Genomic DNA, 21,666 nt, shown 5'->3' with positions numbered 1-21,666 from the left:
GCCTTGGGTCGGCACCTTGCCTGGAGAACCGAAGCAATGTCAGCGCGGCTGCAATTCGAGGGCATTTCCAAAGAGTTTCCGGCTGTGCGGGCGCTGAGCGAAGTGTCGTTTTCGGTCGGCGCCGGCGAGATCCATGGCCTGCTCGGTGAAAACGGCGCCGGCAAATCGACGCTGCTGCGCATATTGTCAGGCGTCTACCGGCCGACGGCGGGAAGCGTGCTGATCGACGGCAAACCGGTGACGCTGAACAACCCGGTCGCGGCGCGCGCCGCCGGCGTGGCGATGATCCATCAGGAATTACAGCAGGTGCCACGCCTCAGCGTCGCCCAGAACATGTTCCTCGGCCATCCGTTGAGGCGCGGCGGCGTCTTCGTCGCACGGCGCGAGCAGGAGAGCCGCGCTGCGGAAGCGTTGGCCGCCATCGACCCGACCATCGATCCGGCAGCCCCGCTTGGCAGCCTGAAGGTGGCGCAGCGGCAGATCGTCGAGATCGCGCGGGCGCTGCTCGACCGCGCCAGGATCGTGGCGATGGACGAGCCGACGTCGAGCCTCACGCCGAGCGAGTTCGAACGGCTGGCGGAAGTCATTGCCGGTCTGGCACGCGACGGTGTCGCGGTCGTCTATGTCTCGCACAAGCTGGACGAGGCGTTCGGCATCTGCCAGCGCGCAACCATCATGCGCGATGGCGTTGTGGTCGAAACCGTCGATCTCGCAAAGGTGTCGGAAAAGGCCGTCGTTTCGATGATGGTCGGCCGCGAGCTTGCCCAGGAACAACACCGCTCGCATGCTTCCCCCGAGATCAGGCTGAGCGTGCGTGGCCTCGCCTCGGCAACCAAGGTCCGTGACGTTTCGTTCGACCTGCATCACGGCGAGGTGTTGGGCATTGCCGGCCTGGTCGGGTCCGGCCGCACCGAACTGCTGCGGCTGCTGGCCGGCGCCGACCGGGCCTCATCAGGCGCAATAGAGATCGACGGCAAGGCGGTAAAGCTTTCCAGTCCGCGCGACGCCATCGCGGCCGGCATCGGCCTGGTGCCGGAGGAGCGCAAGCGCGAAGGCATCGTGCCGTTGCGGTCGATCTCCAGCAACATGGCGCTGGCCTCGATGGGCGTGTTCGCGCCGCGCGGCGTCATCGATCACAAAAGGCTGAAACGGGTCGCGGCCGAGAAGATGAAGCGGGTCAATCTCAGGCCGTTCCTGCTCGACCGGCCGATCCGCCTGTTCAGCGGCGGCAACCAGCAGAAAGCGATCATCGGCCGCTGGCTGGCGGCGGGAACGCGGATCCTTCTGTTCGACGAGCCGACGCGCGGCATCGATGTCGGCGCCAAGGCGGAGATCTACCACCTGATCGAGGAACTCGCCGCCGAAGGCCATTCGGTAATCGTCGTGTCGTCCGAACTCCCCGAGGTGATCCGGCTCGCCGACCGCGTGCTGGTCATGCGCGACGGCACGGTCGCCGCCGAACTGGGCCGCGCAAGTCTCAGCGAACAGGCGATCGCCGCGTACGCCATACCCCAAACGGAGATTGAGGCCGGCAAGGCGCAAGGCCATCGGGCCGGTGCATAACAGACAGGACCAGCGGATGACCGATATAACTCAACACACAGCAGCGCGCCCAAGGGCAGATTTCCTGCACCGGTTTTCCGTGCGCGACGCCGGCACGCTGATCGGCCTGGTGGTGATCCTCGCCGTCTTCGGGGCGCTGGTCCCCGGCTTCTTTGCCGAGCGTAACCTGATCAACATCCTGCAGCAATCGAGCATCAATGCCTGCCTGGCGTTGGGCATGACGCTGGTCATCATCTCGGGCGGCATCGACCTGTCCGTCGGGCCGACGGCAGCCCTTTCGGCGGTCATCTCGGCCTCGATGCTGGTTGCCGGTGTGCCGTTTCCGCTGGCCATCGCCGCCGGCTTCGCCATCGGCCTCGCCTGCGGACTGCTCAACGGCGTGCTGGTTGCCTATGTCGGGCTGCAGCCCTTCATCGTCACGCTGGGAACGCTCAGCACCTACCGGGCGCTGGCGCTGATCTATACCGGCGGCAATCCGGTGCTTGGCCTGCCTGCCGGCTTCCGTGCCATCTTCAACGGCTCGCTGTTCGGATTGCCGTTGGCGGTCATCATCGTGGCCGTGGTCGCGCTGATTGCCTGGATCATCCTCAAGAAGACACCGTTTGGCGAATATCTGCTCGCCGTCGGCGGCAATGAGGAAGCGGCCTACATAGCCGGCGTGCCGATCGCCCGCACCAAGATCGCCGCCTATATGATCTCGGGCCTGCTGGCAGCGCTTGCAGCGCAGATCCTGATCGGCCGGCTGGGTGCCGCCGAACCCATTCTGGGCAATCTCTGGGAGCTCGACGCCATAGCAGCGGCGGCGATTGGCGGTGCCTCGCTGATGGGCGGCAAGGGCAGCGTCGTCGGCACCATCCTGGGTGCCGTCATTCTTGGCAGCATGCGCAACGGCCTGACGCTGATGAACGTGCAGTCCTTCTATCAGCTCCTGGCAACTGGCCTTATAATCCTCGCCGCGATGCTTATCGATCGCGTGACGAGGGGACGTGGATGACCTTGACCGGGCTGGACCTGAAAGCAGTAGGACCGCGCATTCGCATGATGATGCCGCATCTGACGCCGCTCGAGGCGAAGGTGGTTGAAACCGTATTCGGACGGCGCGGCTTCGACGAGACCATACAGCTCAAGCAGATCGCCGAGGAGGCCGGTGTGTCGGAGGCGATGGTGGTCAAGATCGCCAAGAAGCTGGGTTTTTCCGGCTATCGCGACTTTCGCACGGCGGTCTATGAATACAGTCGCCTGCCGACCGCCGAGATGCATCAGGAGCTGTCGGTGGACGACAGTTCGGCCGAGATCGTGCAGAAGGTGTTCCGCACCTCCATCCAGGCGCTGGAGGAGACGCTCGCCATCCTCGACATGGACGATTTCGACCGTGCCGCCGATCTGCTTTACCGCGCCAGGAACCGCGATTTCTACGGCGTCGGCGGTTCGGCGCAGATCGCACGCGACGTCTCGCACAAATTCCTGCGCATCGGCATCCGCACCTCTGTCTACGACGATTCGCACATGATGCTGATGTCGGCCTCGCTGCTCGGCGCCGACGACATTGCTGTCGGCTTCTCGCATTCCGGCAACACGAGCGCCGTCATCGACGCCATCCAACTTGCGCGCAAAAGCGGCGCGCGTACGCTGGCCATCACCAACTATGACAACTCGCCATTGGCAGCCGTCGCCGACATCGTGCTTTGCTCGACCGCGCAAGGCTCGCCGTTGATGGGTGAGAACGCAGCGGCCCGCATTGCCCAGCTCAACATTCTCGACGCGCTGTTCGTCGCGGTCGCGCAACGCGACTACCAGGCGGCGGAGCGCAATCTCGGCCGCACCATGTCTGCGGTGACGTCGAAACGGAAAGACAAGGGCACATGACGGCTTCCCCGCCGCTGGTGACCGTATTCGGCAGCCTGCATTACGATATCATGGTCGAAGCCCCCGATCGCCCGCGCAAGGGCGAAACGGTCACCGGCCATGCCTGGCATCCGAAATGCGGCGGCAAGGGCGGCAACCAGGCGGTGTCGGCAGCGCGGGCCGGCGTGCATGCGGCGATGATCGGAGCTGTCGGCGACGATGATTTCGGCCGCGCGCTTCTCGACAATCTTGATCGCAACGGCGTCGACCAGCGCTTCGTGGGAGTGGCTTCGGGCGCCGGCTCGGGCATGAGCGTAGCGATTTTCGACGACAGCGGCGACTATGGCGCGGTGATCGTCTCGGGCAGCAATCTCACTCTCGGCGAAAAGGACATTATTGAGGCGGCCGAGTTGATCGCGCAAACGGCGGTTCTGCTGCTGCAAAACGAGGTACCGGAAGCCGCCAACATTGCCGCGGCGCGAGCGGTGAAGGCGCATGGCGGCCGCGTCGTTCTCAATGCGGCGCCGGCGCGAAAGCTGACAGCCGAACTGATCGCGCTGACCGACATCGTCATCGTCAACGCCATCGAGGCGGAGTTCCTGGCCGGCGTTCCGGTCGTCGACACGCTCGAGGGTGCTGCGAAGGCGGCCGGCATACTCGTCGGTTCCTATCCGGCTGCAATCGTCACGGCCGGCGGCGAGGGCGTTGCCTATCGCGACCGCAACGGCCAGGCATTCGCCTTGCCGGCGATGCCGGTGGAGGTGGTCAGCACCCACGGTGCCGGTGATGAATTCGTCGGCGCCTTTGCGGCGTGGCTTGCGCGTGGAGAGCCCGTCGAGGCGGCACTTGCCGCCGCCAATGCCGCCGCTGCCTCGCTGGTCGCAACGCCGGAGCGCGAGCGCGGGGGTCTTGATCAATCTGAGCCTGCTCAGTGACCGCCGCGATTCAATCGCTGTCGCGCGCGATCAGTTCCAGTGGCCAGACTTCACGGATGATGCGTGCGCCTTCGGCGCCGGCGTAAGCCGGGATCGATGCCAGCAGCATTTCGGCCAACCGCTCGCCCATCGGCTCAAGCGCCGGGCGGAAGCCGGTCAGCGCCGGCGAAAAATAGCGGCAGAGCGGGGTGTCGACGATGACGATCACCGCAACGTCGTGGCCGGGCCTGATGCCCGCCTCGGCCAGAGCCTTGCAGCCGCCAAGCGCCATCGCATCATTGTTGAAGATGATGGCCGTCGGCGGGTCCTTGGAGCGCATGACCTTCGGCGTCACCGCGTAGCCGCCGGCCTCGTTGATGAAGCCGTCGGCGATCAACTCGGGGTCGAATTCGATGCCGTGCCGCCGCAACGCCGTGCGATAGCCGGCGAGGAACAGATAGCCGAAATTGAGGTCGAGCGACGGGCGGATGGCGGCGATGCGGCGATGACCGCGCGCGACGAGACGATCGACCGCGTCAGCCCCGGCTTTTTCGAAATCGAGGTCGAGCGAGGGATAGGCATCGCCGCCGGAGCGGCTGCGGCCGAGCGTCGCGAACGGGAAACCGGCCTGGGTCAGATAGTCGATGCGCTCGTCCTCGCGCCGCGTCCAGGCCAGCACCACCGCATCGGCCCGCCGCGTCTCGACGACACGGCGCAGGCGCTCCTGCTGATAGTCGCCCGGCGCGCCCATCACTACGATCAGGTCAAGGCCGCTTTCGGCGAGCTTGGCCTGCAACCCGGTCAGGAACGGAATGAAGAACGGCTCGCCATATTCCTGGTCGCCCGGATGCGGCTGCAGCATGAAGGCGATCGAATGGGTGGCGCCGCGCCGCAGGCTGCGGCCGGACTGGTTCGGTGAATAGTTCAGCTTCTTGGCCGCATCGAGCACGCGCTGGCGTGTGTCGGCATTGACGTCGGCGCGGCCGTTGAGCGCGCGCGACACCGTGCCGATGGAAATATTCAGGTGACGCGCAAGGTCGTGAATGCTGGACGCCAAAGGACAGTTCTCCCCCTTGCTTGGCTAGCACCGGCTGCTCTCCGGGCCAAGCCGACGCCACGATTTTTCACAGCCGGCCAATTGACATTCTACGCCATCGGGTGTGTTCTCGTAAACGTTTACGGAAGAACGTTTGCGGCTCTGCCGTGAACGCCGTGACGATCGGTCTGGAGGGGCCGAGAGGGAGGAGTGCTGGATGATCAATGTCGTCCTGGTCGGCTGCGGCGCGATGAGCAAGGCCTGGCTCGATGCGGCCAAGCAGATCGACGGGCTCGCCATTGTCGGCCTGGTTGATCTCGACGCTGAAAGGGCGCGGGCAAGGGCGCGCGAATACGAGCTTTCCGGCGCCGTCATCGGAACCGACCTCGACGCCGTGCTCGACCAGACCAGGCCCGACGCGGTATTCGACGTCGTGGTTCCCGCCGCCCGCCGCGAGGTCGCGCTTTCCGCCTTTGCCCACCATTGCCATCTTTTGACCGAAAAGCCGCTGGCCGACAGCCCGGACAATGCGCGTGCCATTGTCGAGGCGGCCCGCAGTGCCGGCCGCATCCATGCCGTCGTGCAGAACCGCCGCTATGTCGCCAATGTCAGGCGCATCCGGCGCTTTCTCGATTCCGGCGCCATTGGTGCGCCAACCAGCATCCACGCCGATTTCTTCGTTGCGCCGCATTTCGGCGGTTTTCGCGAAGAGATGCGCCATGTGCTGCTGCTCGATATGGCGATCCACACATTCGATGCGGCCCGCTACATGGTGGCCGGCGAACCGGCCGGCGTCTATTGCCAGGAGTGGGAGCCGACCAATTCCTGGTATCGGCAAGGGTCGTCGGCAACCGCAAGCTTCGACCTCGGCGGCGGCAAGCTGTTCACCTATGCCGGCAGCTGGTGCGCGGCCGGCTTCCGTACCAGCTGGGACAGCACATGGCGGATCGTCGCCGAGCGCGGCAGCATTGTCTGGGACGGCGCGGACGGGTTGAAGGCGGAAGTCGTGCGGCCGGTCCGTGAAGGCCTGTTCGACCGCACCGAACCGATAGCCGTGCCGCCGCTCGACCCGGCAGATCGCGTCGGCGGCCATCTCGGCATCATCCAGGATTTCGTCCGCGCCGTCGAGACCGGCACCGAACCGGAGACGCGCGGCGCCGACAACATCAAGAGCCTGGCCATGGTTTTCGCCGCAATCGAGAGCGCCGAAACCGGGCGCCGGGTCGCTATCGCCTCACAGGAAGGATCATGATGCCAAACCCGCTGCTCGACATCAGGATCGGCACCATGGTGCGGGCCAATCTGGACGACCCGGCCGCCTATGTCAGGCAGATCCTGCCGCTCGGCTTCGAGAGCATCCAGCCGTTCTTCTGGCAGACGCTGGGCGGCAAGAACATTCCGCGGTTGGCGGGCGAGATCCGCGAGGCGATCGGCGATGCCGATGTCGTCGTCTCGTCAATCGGGGTGTTCGGCAATCCGCTGGAGAGCGGTGAAGTCGATCGCGGCGTGCTCCAGGCGTGGGAAACGATCATCGACAACGCGCATCTGTTCGGCACCAATGTGGTCAGCGGCTTTACTGGCCGCATCCGCGGCAAGCCGCTGCCCGACAGCCTGCCGCGCTTCCGCGAGGTCTGGGGGAAGCTGGCAAAGCGGGCCGCCGACAAGGGCGTGCGCATCGCCTTCGAGAACTGCGCCATGGACGGCAATTGGGCCAGCGGCGACTGGAACATCGCCCATAATCCGGACGCCTGGGAGCTGATGTTCAACGAATTGCCAAACGACAATCTCGGCCTGGAGTGGGAGCCCTGTCACCAGTTGGTCTATCTGATCGACCCGATCCCGCAGATCCGCAAATGGGCGCCGCGCATCTTCCACGTCCATGGCAAGGACGCGACGGTGCGCTGGGACGTGATCCGCGAACATGGCGTGTTCGGCCGCCTGCCGTTCGTTCAGATGCGCACGCCGGGTTTCGGCGACAGCGACTGGGCGCGGGTGATCAGTGAGCTGCGGCTGGCCGGCTACAAGGGTGCCATCGACATCGAGGGCTGGCACGACCCGGTCTATCGCGGCGATCTCGAGATCACCGGCCAGGCGCGTGCGCTGGATTATCTCCAACAATGCCGGGGAGGCGCGAGCTACCTGCCGAACCCGGTGTGAGGCTAATGCATGTCGCGCAAAAGTGCCCAGCGGTTTTGCGATAACGACATGCATAAAAACAGGACAAGCCGGCGGGAGGTGCCGGCCAGCGAAAGATTGCGGCGCAATGCCGAAGCGATCGTCAAAACCCCTCGGCTAGCGAGGGAACAAAGGGAGGATAAGTGCATGAGCATTACGATGAGAAGGACAGTTCTGCGCTCGACCGTCGCGGCGGCCGCGATGGCGCTCGCCGCCGCACTCTCGATCCTGCCGGCGCAGGCGCTCGATGCCCAGTGGTGTAAGGATGTCCATATCCGTTTCTTCGTCGGCGGCGCCGAGGGCGATGCCTTCGGCACCATCGTCTATAATGGCGCCAAGCAGGCGGCGGCCGATCTCGGGCCGAAGGTCGACTACATCTTTTCCCAGTGGGATGTCGAGAAGATGGTGCAGCAATTGCGCGAGGCTGTCGCGGTCAAGCCCCAAGGCATCGCCATGATGGGCCACCCCGGCGACGCCGCGATCATGCCGCTGGCCGAACAGGCGCACAAGGACGGCATCAAGATGATGTACCAGAACGTGCCGGTGCCGACGGTCACGGCGGCGTTCGGCGGCGGCTATGTCGGTGCCCAGCAGGAGCAGCAGGGCCGCGCGCTTGGCGCCGAGGCGGTCAAGCTGGCCGGGCTCAAGGCCGGCGACAAGGCGATCATGATCGGCCCGTTCGAGAACGAGAGCCGCGGCGCGCGAGAACGCGGCACTGTCGCTGCCCTCAAGGAAGCGGGCGTCGAGGTCATACAGCTCTCCTCGCCGCCAAGCGGCGAATGGGCTTCTGACCCAAATCTGGCCCTTCCGGTGATCACCGCGGCACTGCTCAACAATCCCGACGTCAAGGCGGTTGGCTATCCCGGCGGACAGATGCTGGGCAACGTCCCGACTTACATGCAGGCGGCGGGCAGGAAGCCGGGCGATATCTTCAACTTCGGCTTCGACACCAGCCCGCAGATCGTCGAGGGCTTCAAGGGCGGCTGGGTGCAGCTGACGGCCGACCAGCAGCCGTTCCTGCAGGGCTATCTGCCGATCCTCAGCCTCTGCCAGCAGGTTGTGCTGGGTCTCGCACCGATGAATGTCGATACCGGCGCCGGCTTCGTCACGCCGCAGAATTACGAGATCGTCGCCGAGCTCGCCAAGCAGGCGCTGCGCTGACCTCCCAAGCCGTCGGCCGGGATCGAGCCCGGCCGGCGGGACCGCCGGCGAAAAGGCCGGCACGCGACAATCAAGCGAGGATCGCCATGGCCGAACGCATCATCGAACTGCGCGACATCACCAAGTCCTACGGCCAGGTCTATGCGCTGGGCGGGGTCAATCTCAGCGTCGATCGCGGCGAGGTGGTCGGCCTGATCGGCGACAATGGCGCCGGCAAGTCGACGCTGATCAAGATCCTGTCCGGCGTGGTCAAACCGACCAGCGGCGAGATTCTCGTCCGCGGCAAGCCGGTGACCGGATGGAGCCCTGCGCGCTCGCGCGACGCCGGTATCGAAACGGTGTTCCAGGACCGGGCGCTCGCCGTGCAGCAGACGATCGTACGCAATATCTTCATGGGCCGCGAACTCACCGGCTGGCTTGGCTGGCTGAAGGTCAACAAGGAGATCGCGGAGGCGAGCCGGCTGATGCGCGAGATCGGCTTCACCTCGAAAGTGTTCACGCCACAGTCGATCGTCGGCCAGCTCTCGGGCGGCGAACGCCAGGGCGTGGCGATCGCGCGGGCCATCTATAAGAAGGCGGAGCTGATTGTCCTCGACGAACCGACGACCGCGCTATCGCTGACCGAGACCGCCAAGGTCTTCCACTTCGTGCGCCAGGTGCGGGCGAGCGGTCGCTCGATCCTGTTCATCGGCCACAACATCCACCACGTCTTCGATATCGCCGATCGCTTCGTGGTGCTGGATCGCGGCAAGGTCGCGCTCAGCGCCGACCGCAGCGAGGTCAAATCGGCCGAAGACCTGATCAATTTCATGGAAGACGTCGCCCACCCCAGCGGATTGCCGGGGTTGCACGACGCGGGCGATGCGGGGAGGGCGGCACGATGAGCAAGACCATGGAACCCGATCTGCAGAGCCCCCTCGGCGGCACGCATAATGAGGCCGCCGGGAAAGAGTGGAGACACCCGTCCGACAATTGGCTGCGCGGGTTCATCCTCGACAACCGCGCCGCGCTCGGCACGCTTGCCGTGTTCATCGTCATGATGGCGGTGTTCATGATCGCCAACCCGATCGTCTTCACCACCTGGTATCTCTACAGCTCCGTACTCACCACGCTGCCGGTGGCGCTGTTCGTGGTGGTGCCGCTGGTCTTCGTCGTCACCTGCGGCGAGATCGACCTGTCGTTTCCGGCGACGATGGGCTTTGCCTCCTGGGTGTTTGCGCTGGTCGTGCAGGCCGGCTACGACCCGTTCCTCGGCATCGCCGCCGCAATCGTCACCGGCATGCTGCTCGGCTTCCTGGTCGGCTCGCTGGTCGTCTATGGCGGGCTGTCGTCGCTGATCGCCACGCTCGGCATGAATTTCCTGCTGCGCGGCCTGATCCAGATCATCAACGAGGGCAGGTCGACGGCACTGACCGGTCTTGCCGACAGCTGGGCCTACAAGATCTTCTCCAGCCAGCTTTATGGCATTCCGGTGCAGATCTTCTGGGCCATCGGCTTCGTCGTGCTGTCGGCGCTGCTTTACAACCGCCATCGCTTCGGCGCGCAGGTCAAGGTGGTCGGCGACAATCCAGACAGCGCCCAGCAGATGGGTATCGACGTCAAGCGCGTCAGGGTGAAGGTGTTCGTCTTCGTCGGTATCGGCGCGGCGATCGCCGGCACCTTTTCGGTGATGATCAACTTCACCTGGTGGCCGACGGCGGGCGACGGATACCTGCTGCCGGTGCTGGCATCGGTGTTCGTCGGCGGCACCCCGACCTGGGGCGGCATCGGCACGGTTGTCGGCGGCGCGATCGGCGCGGTCACGGTCTCGTTCATCCAGACCGGCGTCGTCGCGGCAGGCCTGAGCGGCTTCTATGTCCAGTTCTTCAACGGCCTGATCATCATCCTGTCGCTGCTCGGCCATAAGTGGAACCAGGCGCGGTATCGCTAGCGCCCGGCGGCCTCACACCCCGGTGACAAATCCATCCAGCACGCGTTTCTGGCCCGCCTTGTCGAAGTCGATGGTCAGCTTGTTGCCTTCGATGGCGGAGATGTTGCCGTTGCCGAATTTCTGGTGGAAGACGCGGTCGCCGACGCTGAAGGGGGACGGCGTGTCGGCGACGGATTTGGCGACCAGCTCGCCGTCGATGGTGCGGCCCTTGACCGAGGTGCGGCCGGCGCCGTAGCCGGAGTCGGTTTCGCCATAGCCGATGCGCTCGACCTGGTGGCCGGAGCGGGTGCCCCAATTGCGGTCGGTCGCCTCGGTGCGGTTGGCCTGAGCGCGCTGCCAGCCCGGTGTCGCATAGGTGCTGGAGAAAGCGCCGGATTTTTCAGCACCGTTATTGCCGCCAATGTTGTCGAAGCGCGATGCCCCATAAGGGTTCTGCCTGCCTGCACCTTGGCCGCCACGACCGGAGGCGAACGAGCCGCCGCCATAGGCATTGCCGTAGCCGCCGTAGGAGTTGCCGCTCTCGGAAACTTCGACATGGGCTTCCGGCAGCTCGTCGATGAAGCGTGACGAGATGGTCGATTGCCAGAGGCCGTGGATGCGGCGGTTGGAGACGAACCAGATGTGCAGGTTCTTCTTGGCGCGGGTCAGCCCGACATAGGCGAGGCGGCGTTCCTCCTCCAGCCCTGAGCGGCCGCCCTCGTCGAGGGAACGCTGGTGCGGGAACAGGCCTTCCTCCCAGCCGGGCAGGAACACGGTTTCGAATTCGAGGCCCTTGGCCGAATGCAGCGTCATGATGTTGACGGCATCGAGTTCGGCGTTCTGCTCGGCGTCCATCACCAAGGCGACATGTTCAAGGAAGGAGCGCAGCGATTCATACTCCTCCATGGAGCGGATCAGTTCTTTTAAGTTCTCGAGCCGACCGGGCGCTTCGACCGAGCGGTCGTTCTTCCACATGTCGGTGTAGCCGCTCTCCTCCAGAATGGTCTCGGCGAGCTCGGTGTGCGGGGTGGTTTCCAGCGCCTTCTGCCAGCGCTCGAAATTGGCCGCGACCTCACGAAGTGCGGCGCGTGGCTTCGGCTTCAGCTCGTCGCTCTCGGCGAGTTTTGCCGCCGCCTCCAGCATCGGGATGCGCAGCGAGCGTGCGGTGTCGTGGATCTGGCGGATGGTGGCCTCGCCCAAGCCGCGCTTCGGCACGTTGACGATGCGCTCGAAGGCGAGGTCGTCGGCGCCTTGCGCAACGACGCGGAAGAAGGCCAACGCATCGCGGATTTCGAGGCGCTCGTAGAAGCGCGGGCCGCCGATGACGCGGTAGTTGAGGCCGAGCGTGACGAAGCGGTCCTCGAATTCGCGCATCTGGAAGGACGCGCGGACGAGGATCGCCATGTCGTTGAGATTGTGCTTCTGGCGCTGATAAGCCTCGATGGTCTCGCCGACGGCGCGGGCCTCCTCTTCGGAATCCCAGGCGGCGTGGACATGCACCTTCTCGTCGTCCTCGGCGATCTTTTCGGTGAACAGCGTCTTGCCGAAGCGGCCCTCATTGTGGGCGATGAGGTGGGAGGCGGTGCCGAGGATGTGCGCGGTCGAGCGATAGTTGCGCTCCAGCCGGATGATGGTGGCGCCGGGAAAATCCTTGTCGAAGCGCAGGATGTTGTCGACCTCGGCGCCGCGCCAGCCATAGATCGACTGGTCGTCGTCGCCGACGCAGCAGATATTTACGGTGGACAGGCGCGGGCTTCCCTCCCCCTTGAGGGGAGGGTGGCCGGGCGAAGCCCGGTCGGGTGGGGTCCGTGCGGCAGTGCTTGACCTACCGGCGGCAGTGCTCGACGCTCTAGCGGTGCCTTCTGCGGCAACCCCCTCCGCCCGCTTCGCGGGCACCTCCCCCTCAAGGGGGGAGGATTGCGGCCGCTGTGCCAGCAGCCGCAGCCACATGTACTGGGCGGTGTTGGTGTCCTGATATTCGTCGACGAGGATGTAGCGGAAGCGCTTGTGGTATTCCTTCAGCACGTCCGGATTGGCGCGGAAGATGCGGATCGGATGGCACAGGAGATCGCCGAAGTCGCAAGCGTTCAGCGTTTTCAGCCGCTCCTGATAGGCCTTGTAGAGCTCGCGGCCCTTGCCGTTGGCGAAGGCACGGGCATCGCCCTCGGGGATGTCGGCGGGGCCAAGGCCCTTGTTCTTCCAGCCGTCGATCATCTGGGCGAACTGCTTGGCCGGCCAGCGCTTGTCGTCCAGCCCTTCGGCCTGGATAAGCTGCTTGATCAGGCGCACGACATCATCCGTGTCGAGAATGGTGAAGTCGGATTTGAGCCCGGCCAGCTCGGCATGTCTGCGCAGCAGCTTCACTCCAATCGAGTGGAAGGTGCCGAGCCACGGCATGCCCTCGACATTGCCTTCACCGATCAACAGGCCGATGCGCTGCTTCATCTCGCGCGCCGCCTTGTTGGTGAAGGTGACGGCGAGGATCTGCGAGGGGAAAGCCTTGCCGGTGGCAAGGATGTGGGCGATGCGGGTGGTCAGGACGCGCGTTTTGCCGGTGCCGGCGCCGGCCAGCACCAGCACCGGGCCTTCGGTGGTTTCCACCGCCAGCCGCTGCTCGGGGTTGAGGCCGTTGAGATAATCGGGCGCGTTGTTCTGGTTGCTGCGGGCAGCCATGGCGCGCGCGGCAATGCCCGACGGGGCCGCGGGCCGCGCGTTCGGTTCGTCAAAAAAAGGCATGTCTTCCGAAAAGCCGGACATCTCCCCCCGAATGTAGTGATTCGGCAGCGAAAGGCCAGAAGTGTCTCCGTTTTGTTCTCTGTCCAGTCGGTAGACTCACAATCTGAATGGGTCCGCTAACCAAAACGCCGGGCTTGCTGAGGGTCGGCACCGTAAAACGCCGAGCTTGCTTGACAGGGGAAGCGGGCCGGAGAAAGTTGCGTGGGGGCAGGAGCGCAATGCCGGGTTGCCCATGGACGCGTCGCGGAGCGCACCAGTCGAAGGAGCACCGTCTTGGCTGTGGTCATTACCTCCCTGATCCTTTTCCTCATCGGCTTGGCGGTTGGCGGCGGCGGCATCTGGCTCGTGACGCTGGGCGGCAGCTGGTACTACGTCATCGTCGGTCTAGCTTTCCTTGTCGCGGCCTGGCTGCTCTACAGGCGCAGATCCACGGCGCTGTGGCTCTACGCGGCGATCGTGCTCGGCACGCTCGCCTGGGCGGTCTGGGAGATTGGCTTCGACTGGTGGGAGCTCGGCCCGCGCGGCGGCATCATCGTGCTTGTCGCGCTATGGCTGTTGACGCCATGGGCGCGGCGCGGGCTTACCGGTCCCGACGGACGCGCGCCGCTTATCCTCGCCGTGCTGGCATCGCTTGCCGTCGCCGGCTATTCGATGACGACCGATCCAAAGGATATTGCGGGTGAACTCAACACCGACAAGGTGACGCCGACGGCCGATCTTGGCGGCAACGTGCCGGCTGGCGAATGGCACTATTACGGTCGCACGCAATATGGCCAGCGCTATTCGCCGCTCGACCAGATCACCGCTGAAAACGTTGCCAATCTGCAGCCGGCCTGGACCTACCGCACCGGCGACGTGAAAGGGCCCGACGACATCGGCGAGACGACCTATCAGGTGACGCCGCTAAAAATCGCCGACACGCTCTACATCTGCACGCCGCATAATTTCGCCATCGCCATCGATGCCGCGAGCGGCAAGGAGAAATGGCGGTTCGATCCGCAGGTCAAGCTCAACAAGGACCGCCAGCACCAGACCTGCCGCGGCGTGTCCTATTATGCCGATGCCAAGGTCGCCGCCGGCCAGCCCTGTGCCACACGCATCTACCTGCCGACATCCGACGCCCGGCTGATCGCGCTCGATGCGGCGAATGGCCAGGTCTGCCCGACTTTCGCCGAAGGCGGCACGCTGAACCTGCTCGCCAACATGCCATATCCGAAGCCGGGCTATTATTATTCGACCTCGGCGCCGCTGATCGTCGCCAACAAGATCATCGTCGGCGGCGCGGTCAACGACAATTATTCGACGCAGGAGCCGTCCGGGGTCATCCGTGCCTACGATGCCGACACCGGCGCGCTGTTGTGGAATTGGGATTCCGGCAATCCGGACCAGACGACGCCGCTGCCGCCGGACCAGACCTACACCAACAACTCGCCCAACATGTGGTCGACGGCAAGCGCCGACGAGAAGCTCGGCCTGCTTTATGTGCCGCTCGGCAACAAGACGCCGGACCAGCTCGGCGCCGGGCGCAGCGCCAATGACGAGAAATTCTCCTCGTCGATCACCGCGCTCGATCTCAACAGCGGACAATTGCGCTGGGTGCGGCAGACCGTGCACCACGATCTCTGGGACATGGACGTGCCGGCGCAGCCGACGCTGGTCGACATCACCACGGAAAGTGGCGTGGTGCCGGCGCTGGTCGGGCCGACCAAGCAGGGCGACCTCTATGTGCTCGACCGGCGCAGCGGCGAGCCGATCGTTCCGGTCAAGGAAGTGCCGGCACCGGGCGGCGCGATCGAGGGCGACCATACCTCGCCGACGCAGCCGGTCTCGGATCTCAGCTTCAGTCCGAAACCGCTGACCGGTGCCGACATGTGGGGCATTACCATGTTCGACCAGCTGGCCTGCCGGATCGAGCTCCGGAAGTTGCGCTATGAGGGCCGCTACACGCCGCCGTCGCTGCAAGGCTCACTGATCTATCCCGGCAATTTCGGCACCTTCAACTGGGGCGGCGTGGCAGTCGATCCGGTCCGGCAGGTGATGTTCGGCATGCCGACATACCTGGCGTTCATCTCCAAGCTGGTGCCGCGCGCCGACGTGCCGCCGCCCGGTGACACCAAGGGCAGCGAACAAGGCCTGAACCGCAATGACGGTGCGCCTTACGCAGTGATATTGAAGCCGTTCCTGTCGCCGCTCGGCATTCCCTGCCAGGCGCCGCCCTGGGGCTATGTGGCGGGTGCCGACCTTCGGACCGGCAAGATCGTCTACAAGCATCGCAACGGCACCGTCTACGACATGACGCCGCTGCCGCTGCCGTTCAAGGTCGGCGTGCCCGGCATTGGCGGGCCGATGATCACTGCCGGCGGCGTCGCCTTCCTCGGTGCGGCGGTCGACGACTATGTGCGCGCCTATGACCTGACGACCGGCAAACAGCTCTGGCAGGCGCGGCTGCCGGCCGGCGGGCAGTCGACACCGATGACCTACACGGTAGCCGACGGACGCCAGTTGGTCGTCATCGTTGCCGGCGGCCACGGCTCGGTCGGTACCAAGCCGGGCGACTATGTGATGGCCTATACGCTGCCGAAATAGAGAAGTTCCTTCAGAGCCCGAGATGCCCTTTCAGGTCGGGTACCGATGCAAGTACCTCACTGGTCAGCTGCGGGCCGGCGGCTGTCTCGGCCTGCTGGACCAGCATCGTGCCGGCCTGGCTGATCTGAGCGAGCGTGAGGCCTGATGCCTTGAGTATGGCGACGCCGTTGATCAGCGCGCCGGTCTTTTCGCCGAGAGCGCCACCGAGCGCGCCCTCCAGCGAGGACAGGAGGCCACCACCGGAAGCTGCGCCGGGAGCCATGACATCATATTGCTTGGCCAGGGCGTCGGCTCCCGGGATTTTGGCGAAGAAGCTGGACAGGGTCCTGCCTTCCGCCTCGTGTTCGAGCACCGAGAAAATCGTGCCGGCGATCTTTTCCGTCAAAGCCTGGTTGAGACCGGATTTCTGGGAGACGGTGTTGATGATGTCCTGAACGTCCATGACCTTTCCTCAGGCTTTGGTGTTTGCGGGCGGGTGCCGGTTGGCGCGGATCTTGATCAACGATCGTTTGAATGCGGTGAAGGCAGTGAACCGCAGCGCCAGCAAAGCCATAGCGGCGAGGGCGAACCCACTTGCCAGAAGCGGGGAGGGAAAGGTCATGGCATATTCCTTCGTCGTCAATCAGGCATTCTTTTCCCGCCGAATGGCCATTCTCGTTCGCCAAATGGCCCGAGTGAGGCATAGCCCGGTAACTTCTTTTTACATCGTGGTGCGTGCATTTAGCATTGCCACAAAGGACCAAAATTTAACGACAGTGCGGCGCGCGGCATCACGGCGTCGTGCAGGGACTTACGGCAGCCTCACTCAGCCGTGACTGGACCAGGCAAGCTTCGGCTCTATGTTGCCGCGGGGGGCGAGGAGCAAGCCATGACAACACCTGCCGGACCCACTGCCGCCGAGCCTGTCATTACCCAGGCGATGATCGATGCCTATGACGAATACACCCATCTGACGCTCGACCGGCGGCGCTTCATGGAGCAGTTGACCAGGCTTGCCGGATCGGGTGCGGCAGCTGCCGCGATCGCGCCGCTGCTGGCGGCGAACTCGGCCCAGGCGGCAATCGTGGCGGAAGACGATCCGCGTGTGAAAGGCGAGGACATCAGCTATCCCGGCAGCGCCGGCGAGATGAAGGGCTATCTGGTCAGGCCGGCGGACCAGACCGGCAAGCTTGGCACCGTCATCGTGGTGCACGAGAACAGGGGTCTCAACCCGCATATTCGCGATGTGGCGCGGCGCGTTGCGCTGGAAGGGTTCGTGGCGCTTGCGCCGGACTTCATGACACCGCTCGGCGGCACACCGGACGATGAAAACAGGGCACGTGACCTGTTTTCCCAGCTCGATCCAGCACAGGTCGCCGCCAATGCCGTGGCAACCGTCGCCTACCTCAAAGGCTACAAGGACGGCAACGGCAAGGTCGGCGCCGTCGGCTTCTGCTGGGGCGGCGGCACGGTGAACATGCTGGCCGTCAACGCGCCGGACCTCGCCGCCGCCGTCGCCTATTACGGCATGCAGCCACAGGCCGAGGACGTGCCGAAGATCAAGGCCGCGCTCATGCTGCATTATGCCGGGCTCGACACCCGCACCAATGCCGGCATCGATGCCTTCAAGAAGGCACTCGACGCGGCCCATGTCGAATACTCGGTCTATGTCTATGAAGGCGCCAACCATGCCTTCAACAACGACACGTCGGCGGCCCGCTATGACAAGAAGGCGGCTGACCTCGCCTGGGGCAGGACGATCGCCTTCCTCAAGGAGAAACTGGCCTGATCAGTCCGGCGCCGGCTTATGGAACGCCACGCCGGCCACCACCAGGGCGATGCCAAGGCAGTCGGTGAGGCTCGGCACCTGCCGCAGCACGATGACGCCGATCAACGTTGCGGTGACCGGCAGCAATGACAGCATCAGCGCGAAGCTGGAGCGCGGCAGCCGCGACATGGCAAGCTGGTCGCAAATATAGGGAATGACCGACGAGCAGATGCCGACGCCGACCGCCGCAAGCAGCAGCGGCGGCGCCGAGAAAGCCGGCAGAGCATCGGCGAAACCGATCGGCAGAACGACGAGAAGGGCGACCGCCATGGCGGCACCCAGCCCGGCGATGCCGTCGCCGGCGCCGCCGCGCGCGACGCGGTGGCCGAGCACGATGTAGCCAACGAACAGCGTGCCGTTGAGGAAGGCCCAGAACAGGCCGACGGGATCGCTCGACCATTTGACGTCGATCAGCAACAGGGTGCCGGCGACAGCGATTGCGAGGGCGGCGAGATTGCGCGGGCTTTTGAGGCCAACAAGCGCAACGCCGATGGTGCCGACGAATTCGATCGCCGCCACCAGCGAGATCGGCAGCCGGTCGAGCGCCAGGTAAAACGAGCAATTCATCACCCCAAGGCAGACGCCGAAAGCCACAAGCAACAACCGCGTCGAGCGATCGGCGCGGGCGAAGACCGCCCATGGCCGGGTCAATGGGGCAAAGACGAGTGCCGCGGTGGCGATGCGCAGCCAAGCCATGCCGAGCACGCCGACATGCGGGAACAGCAGCACCGCGAAGGCCGGTCCGAGATAGTGGAACACGGCGCTGACGCCGAACCAGAGATGCGGCGGGACCGCGTTTGCCAAGGTAAAGGCGGGGCCGGCGAGTGCCGGACTTGCCGCTGGGGCTTGCGTCCGATCTTGCATGGGATCAGTATCGCAGGCGATTTTTGCCATTGATATGGATGATGGCCGGGCATTGCGGCCATTTCCTTTCCGAAAGCAAGGAGTATTCCGCTGAAACGCCTTCGAAATGAAAATATCGATCTGGATCCGGCGGATCTGAAAATCCTGCGCCTGCTGGAAAAGGACGCGCGCACCAGCACCGCCGAACTGGCGCGGTCGGTCGGCCTGTCGGCGCCGAGCGTGGCCGAGCGCATCAAGCGGCTGCAGGAGAGCGGCGTGATCGAGGCCTATACGGTGCGCATCAATCCGGCCGCGCTCGGCATGAAATTGTCGGCGTGGCTGCGCATCAGGCCGGTGCCGGGCCAGCTCGCTGTCGTGGCCGAAATCATCCGCGACCTACCGGAGATCGCCCAATGCGACCGGGTCACCGGTGAAGACTGTTTCATCGCGCTGGCGCATGTCGCCTCGGTGGCCGAGCTCGAGCGGGTGATCGACCGGATCATTCCGTTCGCGATGACCAATACGGCGATCATCCAGTCGTCGCCGGTGGTGCCGCGATCGCCGCTGGGTGCGGTGAAGCGCCAGCCTTGACACTTGGGATCGTTCGTCAGCACATCATCAGAAATGCAAACCGGACGGCCGGTCTGTTTTTTCCCCCACCGTTCAGGCGTGGCCGCGTTTCATCCGCGCCTGCTTCAGGATGGCGCGCCAGCGGATCATGGCGAAGGGGATCGGCTCGTTGTTGTTGGCGATGTGGAAGATCTCGTTATTGAGGTTCTTCAGCGAGCGCCAGAAATCATAGTCGGTGATGCGTGGATCAGCCGCCAGCCTGTCCGCCTCGACCTTGATATCGGTTTTCATGCACGTTCCCCGAACCGCTGCTGCTCCGCCGCCCGTATCGCAATTCGATGCGGACGGTTTTCCAACGCCGCGCTGAGTCGTTCAACGTCTCAATTCGGCTTGTTCACGTTAAAACCTCGGTAAGGTTAACGGCGGTTGGACCGTGGTTCAAGCCTGCTTACGACGAATCCCGATCGAGCGGCCGGCGCGCTCCGGCATCGGCAGGGCGGCATGGGCGGCGCGCATCGCTTCCACCCTGGCCAGGACGTCGGCGGGGAAGGGCGCTACCTTCGGGCCAGCCATGTCGACGTGCAGCGACAATGTTTCTGAAGTGGCGGCGAGCCAACCGTCGACATGACGGATTTCCTGATAGGCCCTCAGCCGCTTCTCGTCATGGTCCAGCAGCTGGAACGAAACGGTGACCTTGTGGTCGAGATGCAACTCCTGGACGTAGCAGACATGGACTTCCGCCGTGTAGATGGTCAGCCGTCGTTCTTTCACGTAATCCGGCCCCATCCCCATCATCTCGAAGGCTTCGTCGGAGCAACGATCGAAAAGCACGTTGTAGTAGGCCATGTTGAGATGGCCGTTGTAGTCGATCCAGGCCTCCTCGATGTCCATGGCGCGGGAGACGAAAGGGGCGGGGATGGGCATCGGAAACTTCCTTCTCGTCATGCCGGGATGAGCGTGGACTGGACAGAGCGTGGTTCGTGAGACTACGCATCCGTAGATGCAGAACAAGGGTGGACGCTGGTCCATTCGCGGAGGAATCGATGGCTCTAAGCGACCTCAATCCGGTCGAGCGCAACGAAGAAGGCATTGCCGCCGTACTCGGCATCCTCAAGCAGCGGCTCGGCGAGCGATTCCAGACCGGCCAGGCGATCCGGGCCCAGCACGCGCACACCACGACCTATATTCCGACGCAGGCGCCGGACGGCGTCGCCTTTGCCGAGACGACGGAGGAGGTGCAGGAGATCGTGCGCGCATGCGCGGCGCATCGCGTGCCGGTGATCGCCTTTGGCGTCGGTTCCTCGCTGGAAGGCCACACCAATGCGCCGGGCGGCGGCATCTCGCTCGATACGTCACGCATGAACCGCATCATTGCGGTCAATCCGCAGGACCTCGACTGCACGGTCGAGCCCGGCGTGACGCGCGAGGACCTCAACCGGCATCTGCGCGACACCGGCCTGTTCTTTCCGATCGACCCGGGCGCCAACGCCTCGCTCGGCGGCATGGCGGCGACACGAGCGTCGGGCACCAACGCGGTGCGCTACGGCACGATGCGCGAAAACATCCTGTCGTTGACGGCGGTGATGGCCGACGGGGAAGCAGTGACGACCGGCAAGCGCGCCAAGAAGAGCTCGGCCGGCTATGATCTGACGCGGCTGCTGATCGGTTCGGAAGGCACGCTTGGCATCATCACCCAGCTGACCTTGAAGCTGCAGGGCATTCCACAGGCGATTTCAGGCGGCGTCTGCCCGTTTCCCAGCCTCGAGGCGGCGTGCAACGCGGTGATCGCGACCATCCAGATGGGCATTCCGGTGGCGCGCATAGAATTGGTCAACGCGCTGCAGATGCGGGCGATGAAGACCTATTCGAAGGTCGACTATCCGGAGAGCCCCTGCCTGTTCGTCGAGTTCCACGGCAGCGATGCCGGCGTCGCCGAACAGGCCGAGACCTTCGGCATGATCGCCGAGGAAAATGGCGGCGGTCCGTTCCTGTGGACCAGCGTCGCCGAAGAGCGGACAAAATTGTGGAAAGCCCGGCACGATGCCTACTGGTCGTCGCTGACGCTGCGGCCGGGCGCCAAGGGCCTGTCGACCGATGTCTGCGTGCCGATCTCGCGCTTTGCCGAATGCGTCACGGAGACCGAGGCGGATATCGCCGAGATGGGCCTGATCGCCCCGATCGTCGGCCATGCCGGCGACGGCAATTTCCATGTGCTGGTGCTGATGGACGTGGATGACCCGAAAGAGATCGCACTGGCCGAAAAATTCGTGGCGCGGCTCAATATGCGCGCCATCGCCATGGACGGCACCTGCACTGGCGAGCACGGCATAGGGCAAGGCAAGATCGGCTTCCTGCGGCATGAGCTCGGCCATGGCGTCGACATCATGCGCACGATCAAGCAGGCGCTCGATCCGCTGAATATCATGAACCCGGGGAAGATACTGCCGGGAAAGGACTGACGTCAGGTCGCCGCCGTGCCCCTATTTGCCTCTTTATCGACACGCTGATGCGGGTAGAGTGC

Annotated in this window: 20 protein-coding genes; 13 read left to right on the top strand and 7 right to left on the bottom strand. The window is 64.6% G+C overall.

Annotation, left to right across the window (positions count from 1 at the left end; translation table 11 throughout):
- Positions 1-36 precede the first annotated feature (36 nt).
- From NKH33_RS11535 to NKH33_RS11520, 4 genes are read left to right on the top strand one after another with little or no spacing between them, the layout of a single operon-like run.
- On the top strand, positions 37-1,563 hold the full coding sequence (locus NKH33_RS11535) for a sugar ABC transporter ATP-binding protein (protein ID WP_352919528.1): 1,527 nt from the start codon (positions 37-39) through the stop codon (positions 1,561-1,563).
- A gap of 16 nt (positions 1,564-1,579) precedes the next feature.
- Positions 1,580-2,557 (top strand): ABC transporter permease, encoded by a 978-nt coding sequence (locus NKH33_RS11530; RefSeq protein WP_352456543.1) that lies wholly within the window; start codon positions 1,580-1,582, stop codon positions 2,555-2,557.
- Positions 2,554-3,429 carry a MurR/RpiR family transcriptional regulator gene (locus NKH33_RS11525; protein ID WP_352919526.1) on the top strand — a complete coding sequence of 292 codons (876 nt, stop codon included), beginning with the start codon at positions 2,554-2,556 and terminating at the stop codon, positions 3,427-3,429. The genes NKH33_RS11530 and NKH33_RS11525 overlap by 4 nt, the downstream gene beginning before the upstream one ends.
- Positions 3,426-4,343 (top strand): ribokinase, encoded by a 918-nt coding sequence (locus NKH33_RS11520; RefSeq protein ID WP_352919523.1) that lies wholly within the window; start codon positions 3,426-3,428, stop codon positions 4,341-4,343. The genes NKH33_RS11525 and NKH33_RS11520 overlap by 4 nt, the downstream gene beginning before the upstream one ends.
- A gap of 10 nt (positions 4,344-4,353) precedes the next feature.
- Here the strand turns inward: NKH33_RS11520 and NKH33_RS11515 are convergent, their stop codons facing one another.
- Positions 4,354-5,379 (bottom strand): LacI family DNA-binding transcriptional regulator, encoded by a 1,026-nt coding sequence (locus NKH33_RS11515; RefSeq protein WP_352919521.1) that lies wholly within the window; start codon positions 5,377-5,379, stop codon positions 4,354-4,356.
- 196 nt (positions 5,380-5,575) lie between these two features.
- Between NKH33_RS11515 and NKH33_RS11510 the strand changes: the two genes are divergently transcribed.
- From NKH33_RS11510 to NKH33_RS11490, 5 genes are all read left to right on the top strand, one after another.
- On the top strand, positions 5,576-6,610 hold the full coding sequence (locus NKH33_RS11510; RefSeq protein WP_352919518.1) for a Gfo/Idh/MocA family protein: 1,035 nt from the start codon (positions 5,576-5,578) through the stop codon (positions 6,608-6,610).
- Entirely contained in the window at positions 6,610-7,515 is a 906-nt protein-coding gene (locus tag NKH33_RS11505) for a sugar phosphate isomerase/epimerase family protein (RefSeq protein ID WP_352919610.1), read from the top strand. The genes NKH33_RS11510 and NKH33_RS11505 overlap by 1 nt, the downstream gene beginning before the upstream one ends.
- A gap of 165 nt (positions 7,516-7,680) precedes the next feature.
- Complete coding sequence (locus NKH33_RS11500; RefSeq protein ID WP_352919516.1) at positions 7,681-8,694, top strand: substrate-binding domain-containing protein; 1,014 nt, start codon at positions 7,681-7,683, stop codon at positions 8,692-8,694.
- 86 nt (positions 8,695-8,780) lie between these two features.
- Positions 8,781-9,578 (top strand): ATP-binding cassette domain-containing protein, encoded by a 798-nt coding sequence (locus NKH33_RS11495; protein ID WP_352539545.1) that lies wholly within the window; start codon positions 8,781-8,783, stop codon positions 9,576-9,578.
- Complete coding sequence (locus NKH33_RS11490) at positions 9,575-10,624, top strand: ABC transporter permease (RefSeq protein WP_352450091.1); 1,050 nt, start codon at positions 9,575-9,577, stop codon at positions 10,622-10,624. Before NKH33_RS11495 ends, NKH33_RS11490 begins: the two co-directional genes overlap by 4 nt.
- Before the next feature lie 12 nt (positions 10,625-10,636).
- Here NKH33_RS11490 and NKH33_RS11485 read toward each other — a convergent pair whose 3' ends face one another.
- Positions 10,637-13,360: an ATP-dependent helicase gene (locus NKH33_RS11485; RefSeq protein WP_352919512.1), complete on the bottom strand. Its 2,724-nt coding sequence runs from the start codon at positions 13,358-13,360 to the stop codon at positions 10,637-10,639.
- Positions 13,361-13,612: 252 nt separating this feature from the next.
- Between NKH33_RS11485 and NKH33_RS11480 the strand changes: the two genes are divergently transcribed.
- The gene (locus NKH33_RS11480; protein WP_352767781.1) at positions 13,613-15,925 is read left to right on the top strand and encodes a glucose/quinate/shikimate family membrane-bound PQQ-dependent dehydrogenase; all 2,313 of its coding nucleotides are present in this window, start codon (positions 13,613-13,615) and stop codon (positions 15,923-15,925) included.
- A gap of 10 nt (positions 15,926-15,935) precedes the next feature.
- On the opposite strand, the gene NKH33_RS11475 is transcribed toward NKH33_RS11480, so the two are convergent.
- Both NKH33_RS11475 and NKH33_RS11470 read right to left on the bottom strand, forming a co-directional pair.
- Complete coding sequence (locus NKH33_RS11475) at positions 15,936-16,367, bottom strand: hypothetical protein (protein WP_352471597.1); 432 nt, start codon at positions 16,365-16,367, stop codon at positions 15,936-15,938.
- A gap of 9 nt (positions 16,368-16,376) precedes the next feature.
- The gene (locus tag NKH33_RS11470; RefSeq protein ID WP_352471599.1) at positions 16,377-16,547 is read right to left on the bottom strand and encodes a hypothetical protein; all 171 of its coding nucleotides are present in this window, start codon (positions 16,545-16,547) and stop codon (positions 16,377-16,379) included.
- Between the two features lie 246 nt (positions 16,548-16,793).
- Between NKH33_RS11470 and NKH33_RS11465 the strand changes: the two genes are divergently transcribed.
- Positions 16,794-17,693 (top strand): dienelactone hydrolase family protein, encoded by a 900-nt coding sequence (locus tag NKH33_RS11465; protein WP_352820423.1) that lies wholly within the window; start codon positions 16,794-16,796, stop codon positions 17,691-17,693.
- Here the strand turns inward: NKH33_RS11465 and NKH33_RS11460 are convergent, their stop codons facing one another.
- The gene (locus NKH33_RS11460; RefSeq protein ID WP_352820425.1) at positions 17,694-18,596 is read right to left on the bottom strand and encodes an EamA family transporter; all 903 of its coding nucleotides are present in this window, start codon (positions 18,594-18,596) and stop codon (positions 17,694-17,696) included. It abuts the gene before it with no gap.
- 90 nt (positions 18,597-18,686) lie between these two features.
- Here NKH33_RS11460 and NKH33_RS11455 point away from each other — a divergent pair, with 90 nt between their 5' ends.
- A complete protein-coding gene (locus NKH33_RS11455) occupies positions 18,687-19,166 on the top strand; it encodes an Lrp/AsnC family transcriptional regulator (RefSeq protein ID WP_352919608.1) in 480 nt (159 codons plus the stop codon).
- A gap of 72 nt (positions 19,167-19,238) precedes the next feature.
- Here the strand turns inward: NKH33_RS11455 and NKH33_RS11450 are convergent, their stop codons facing one another.
- Positions 19,239-19,436 (bottom strand): hypothetical protein, encoded by a 198-nt coding sequence (locus NKH33_RS11450; protein WP_023676715.1) that lies wholly within the window; start codon positions 19,434-19,436, stop codon positions 19,239-19,241.
- A gap of 147 nt (positions 19,437-19,583) precedes the next feature.
- The gene (locus tag NKH33_RS11445) at positions 19,584-20,069 is read right to left on the bottom strand and encodes a thioesterase family protein (RefSeq protein ID WP_352820427.1); all 486 of its coding nucleotides are present in this window, start codon (positions 20,067-20,069) and stop codon (positions 19,584-19,586) included.
- A 119-nt stretch (positions 20,070-20,188) separates the two neighbouring features.
- On the opposite strand from NKH33_RS11445, the gene NKH33_RS11440 reads away from it, so the two are divergent.
- Positions 20,189-21,604 (top strand): FAD-binding oxidoreductase, encoded by a 1,416-nt coding sequence (locus NKH33_RS11440; RefSeq protein ID WP_352919506.1) that lies wholly within the window; start codon positions 20,189-20,191, stop codon positions 21,602-21,604.
- Positions 21,605-21,666: the final 62 nt, after the last annotated feature.

Source organism: Mesorhizobium sp. M1182, assembly GCF_040318335.1.
In the GTDB taxonomy this organism is placed as follows: Bacteria; Pseudomonadota; Alphaproteobacteria; order Rhizobiales; family Rhizobiaceae; genus Mesorhizobium.
The sequence above is the reverse complement of the archived record's forward strand: the minus strand, read 5'-3'. Positions and strand labels throughout refer to the sequence as shown.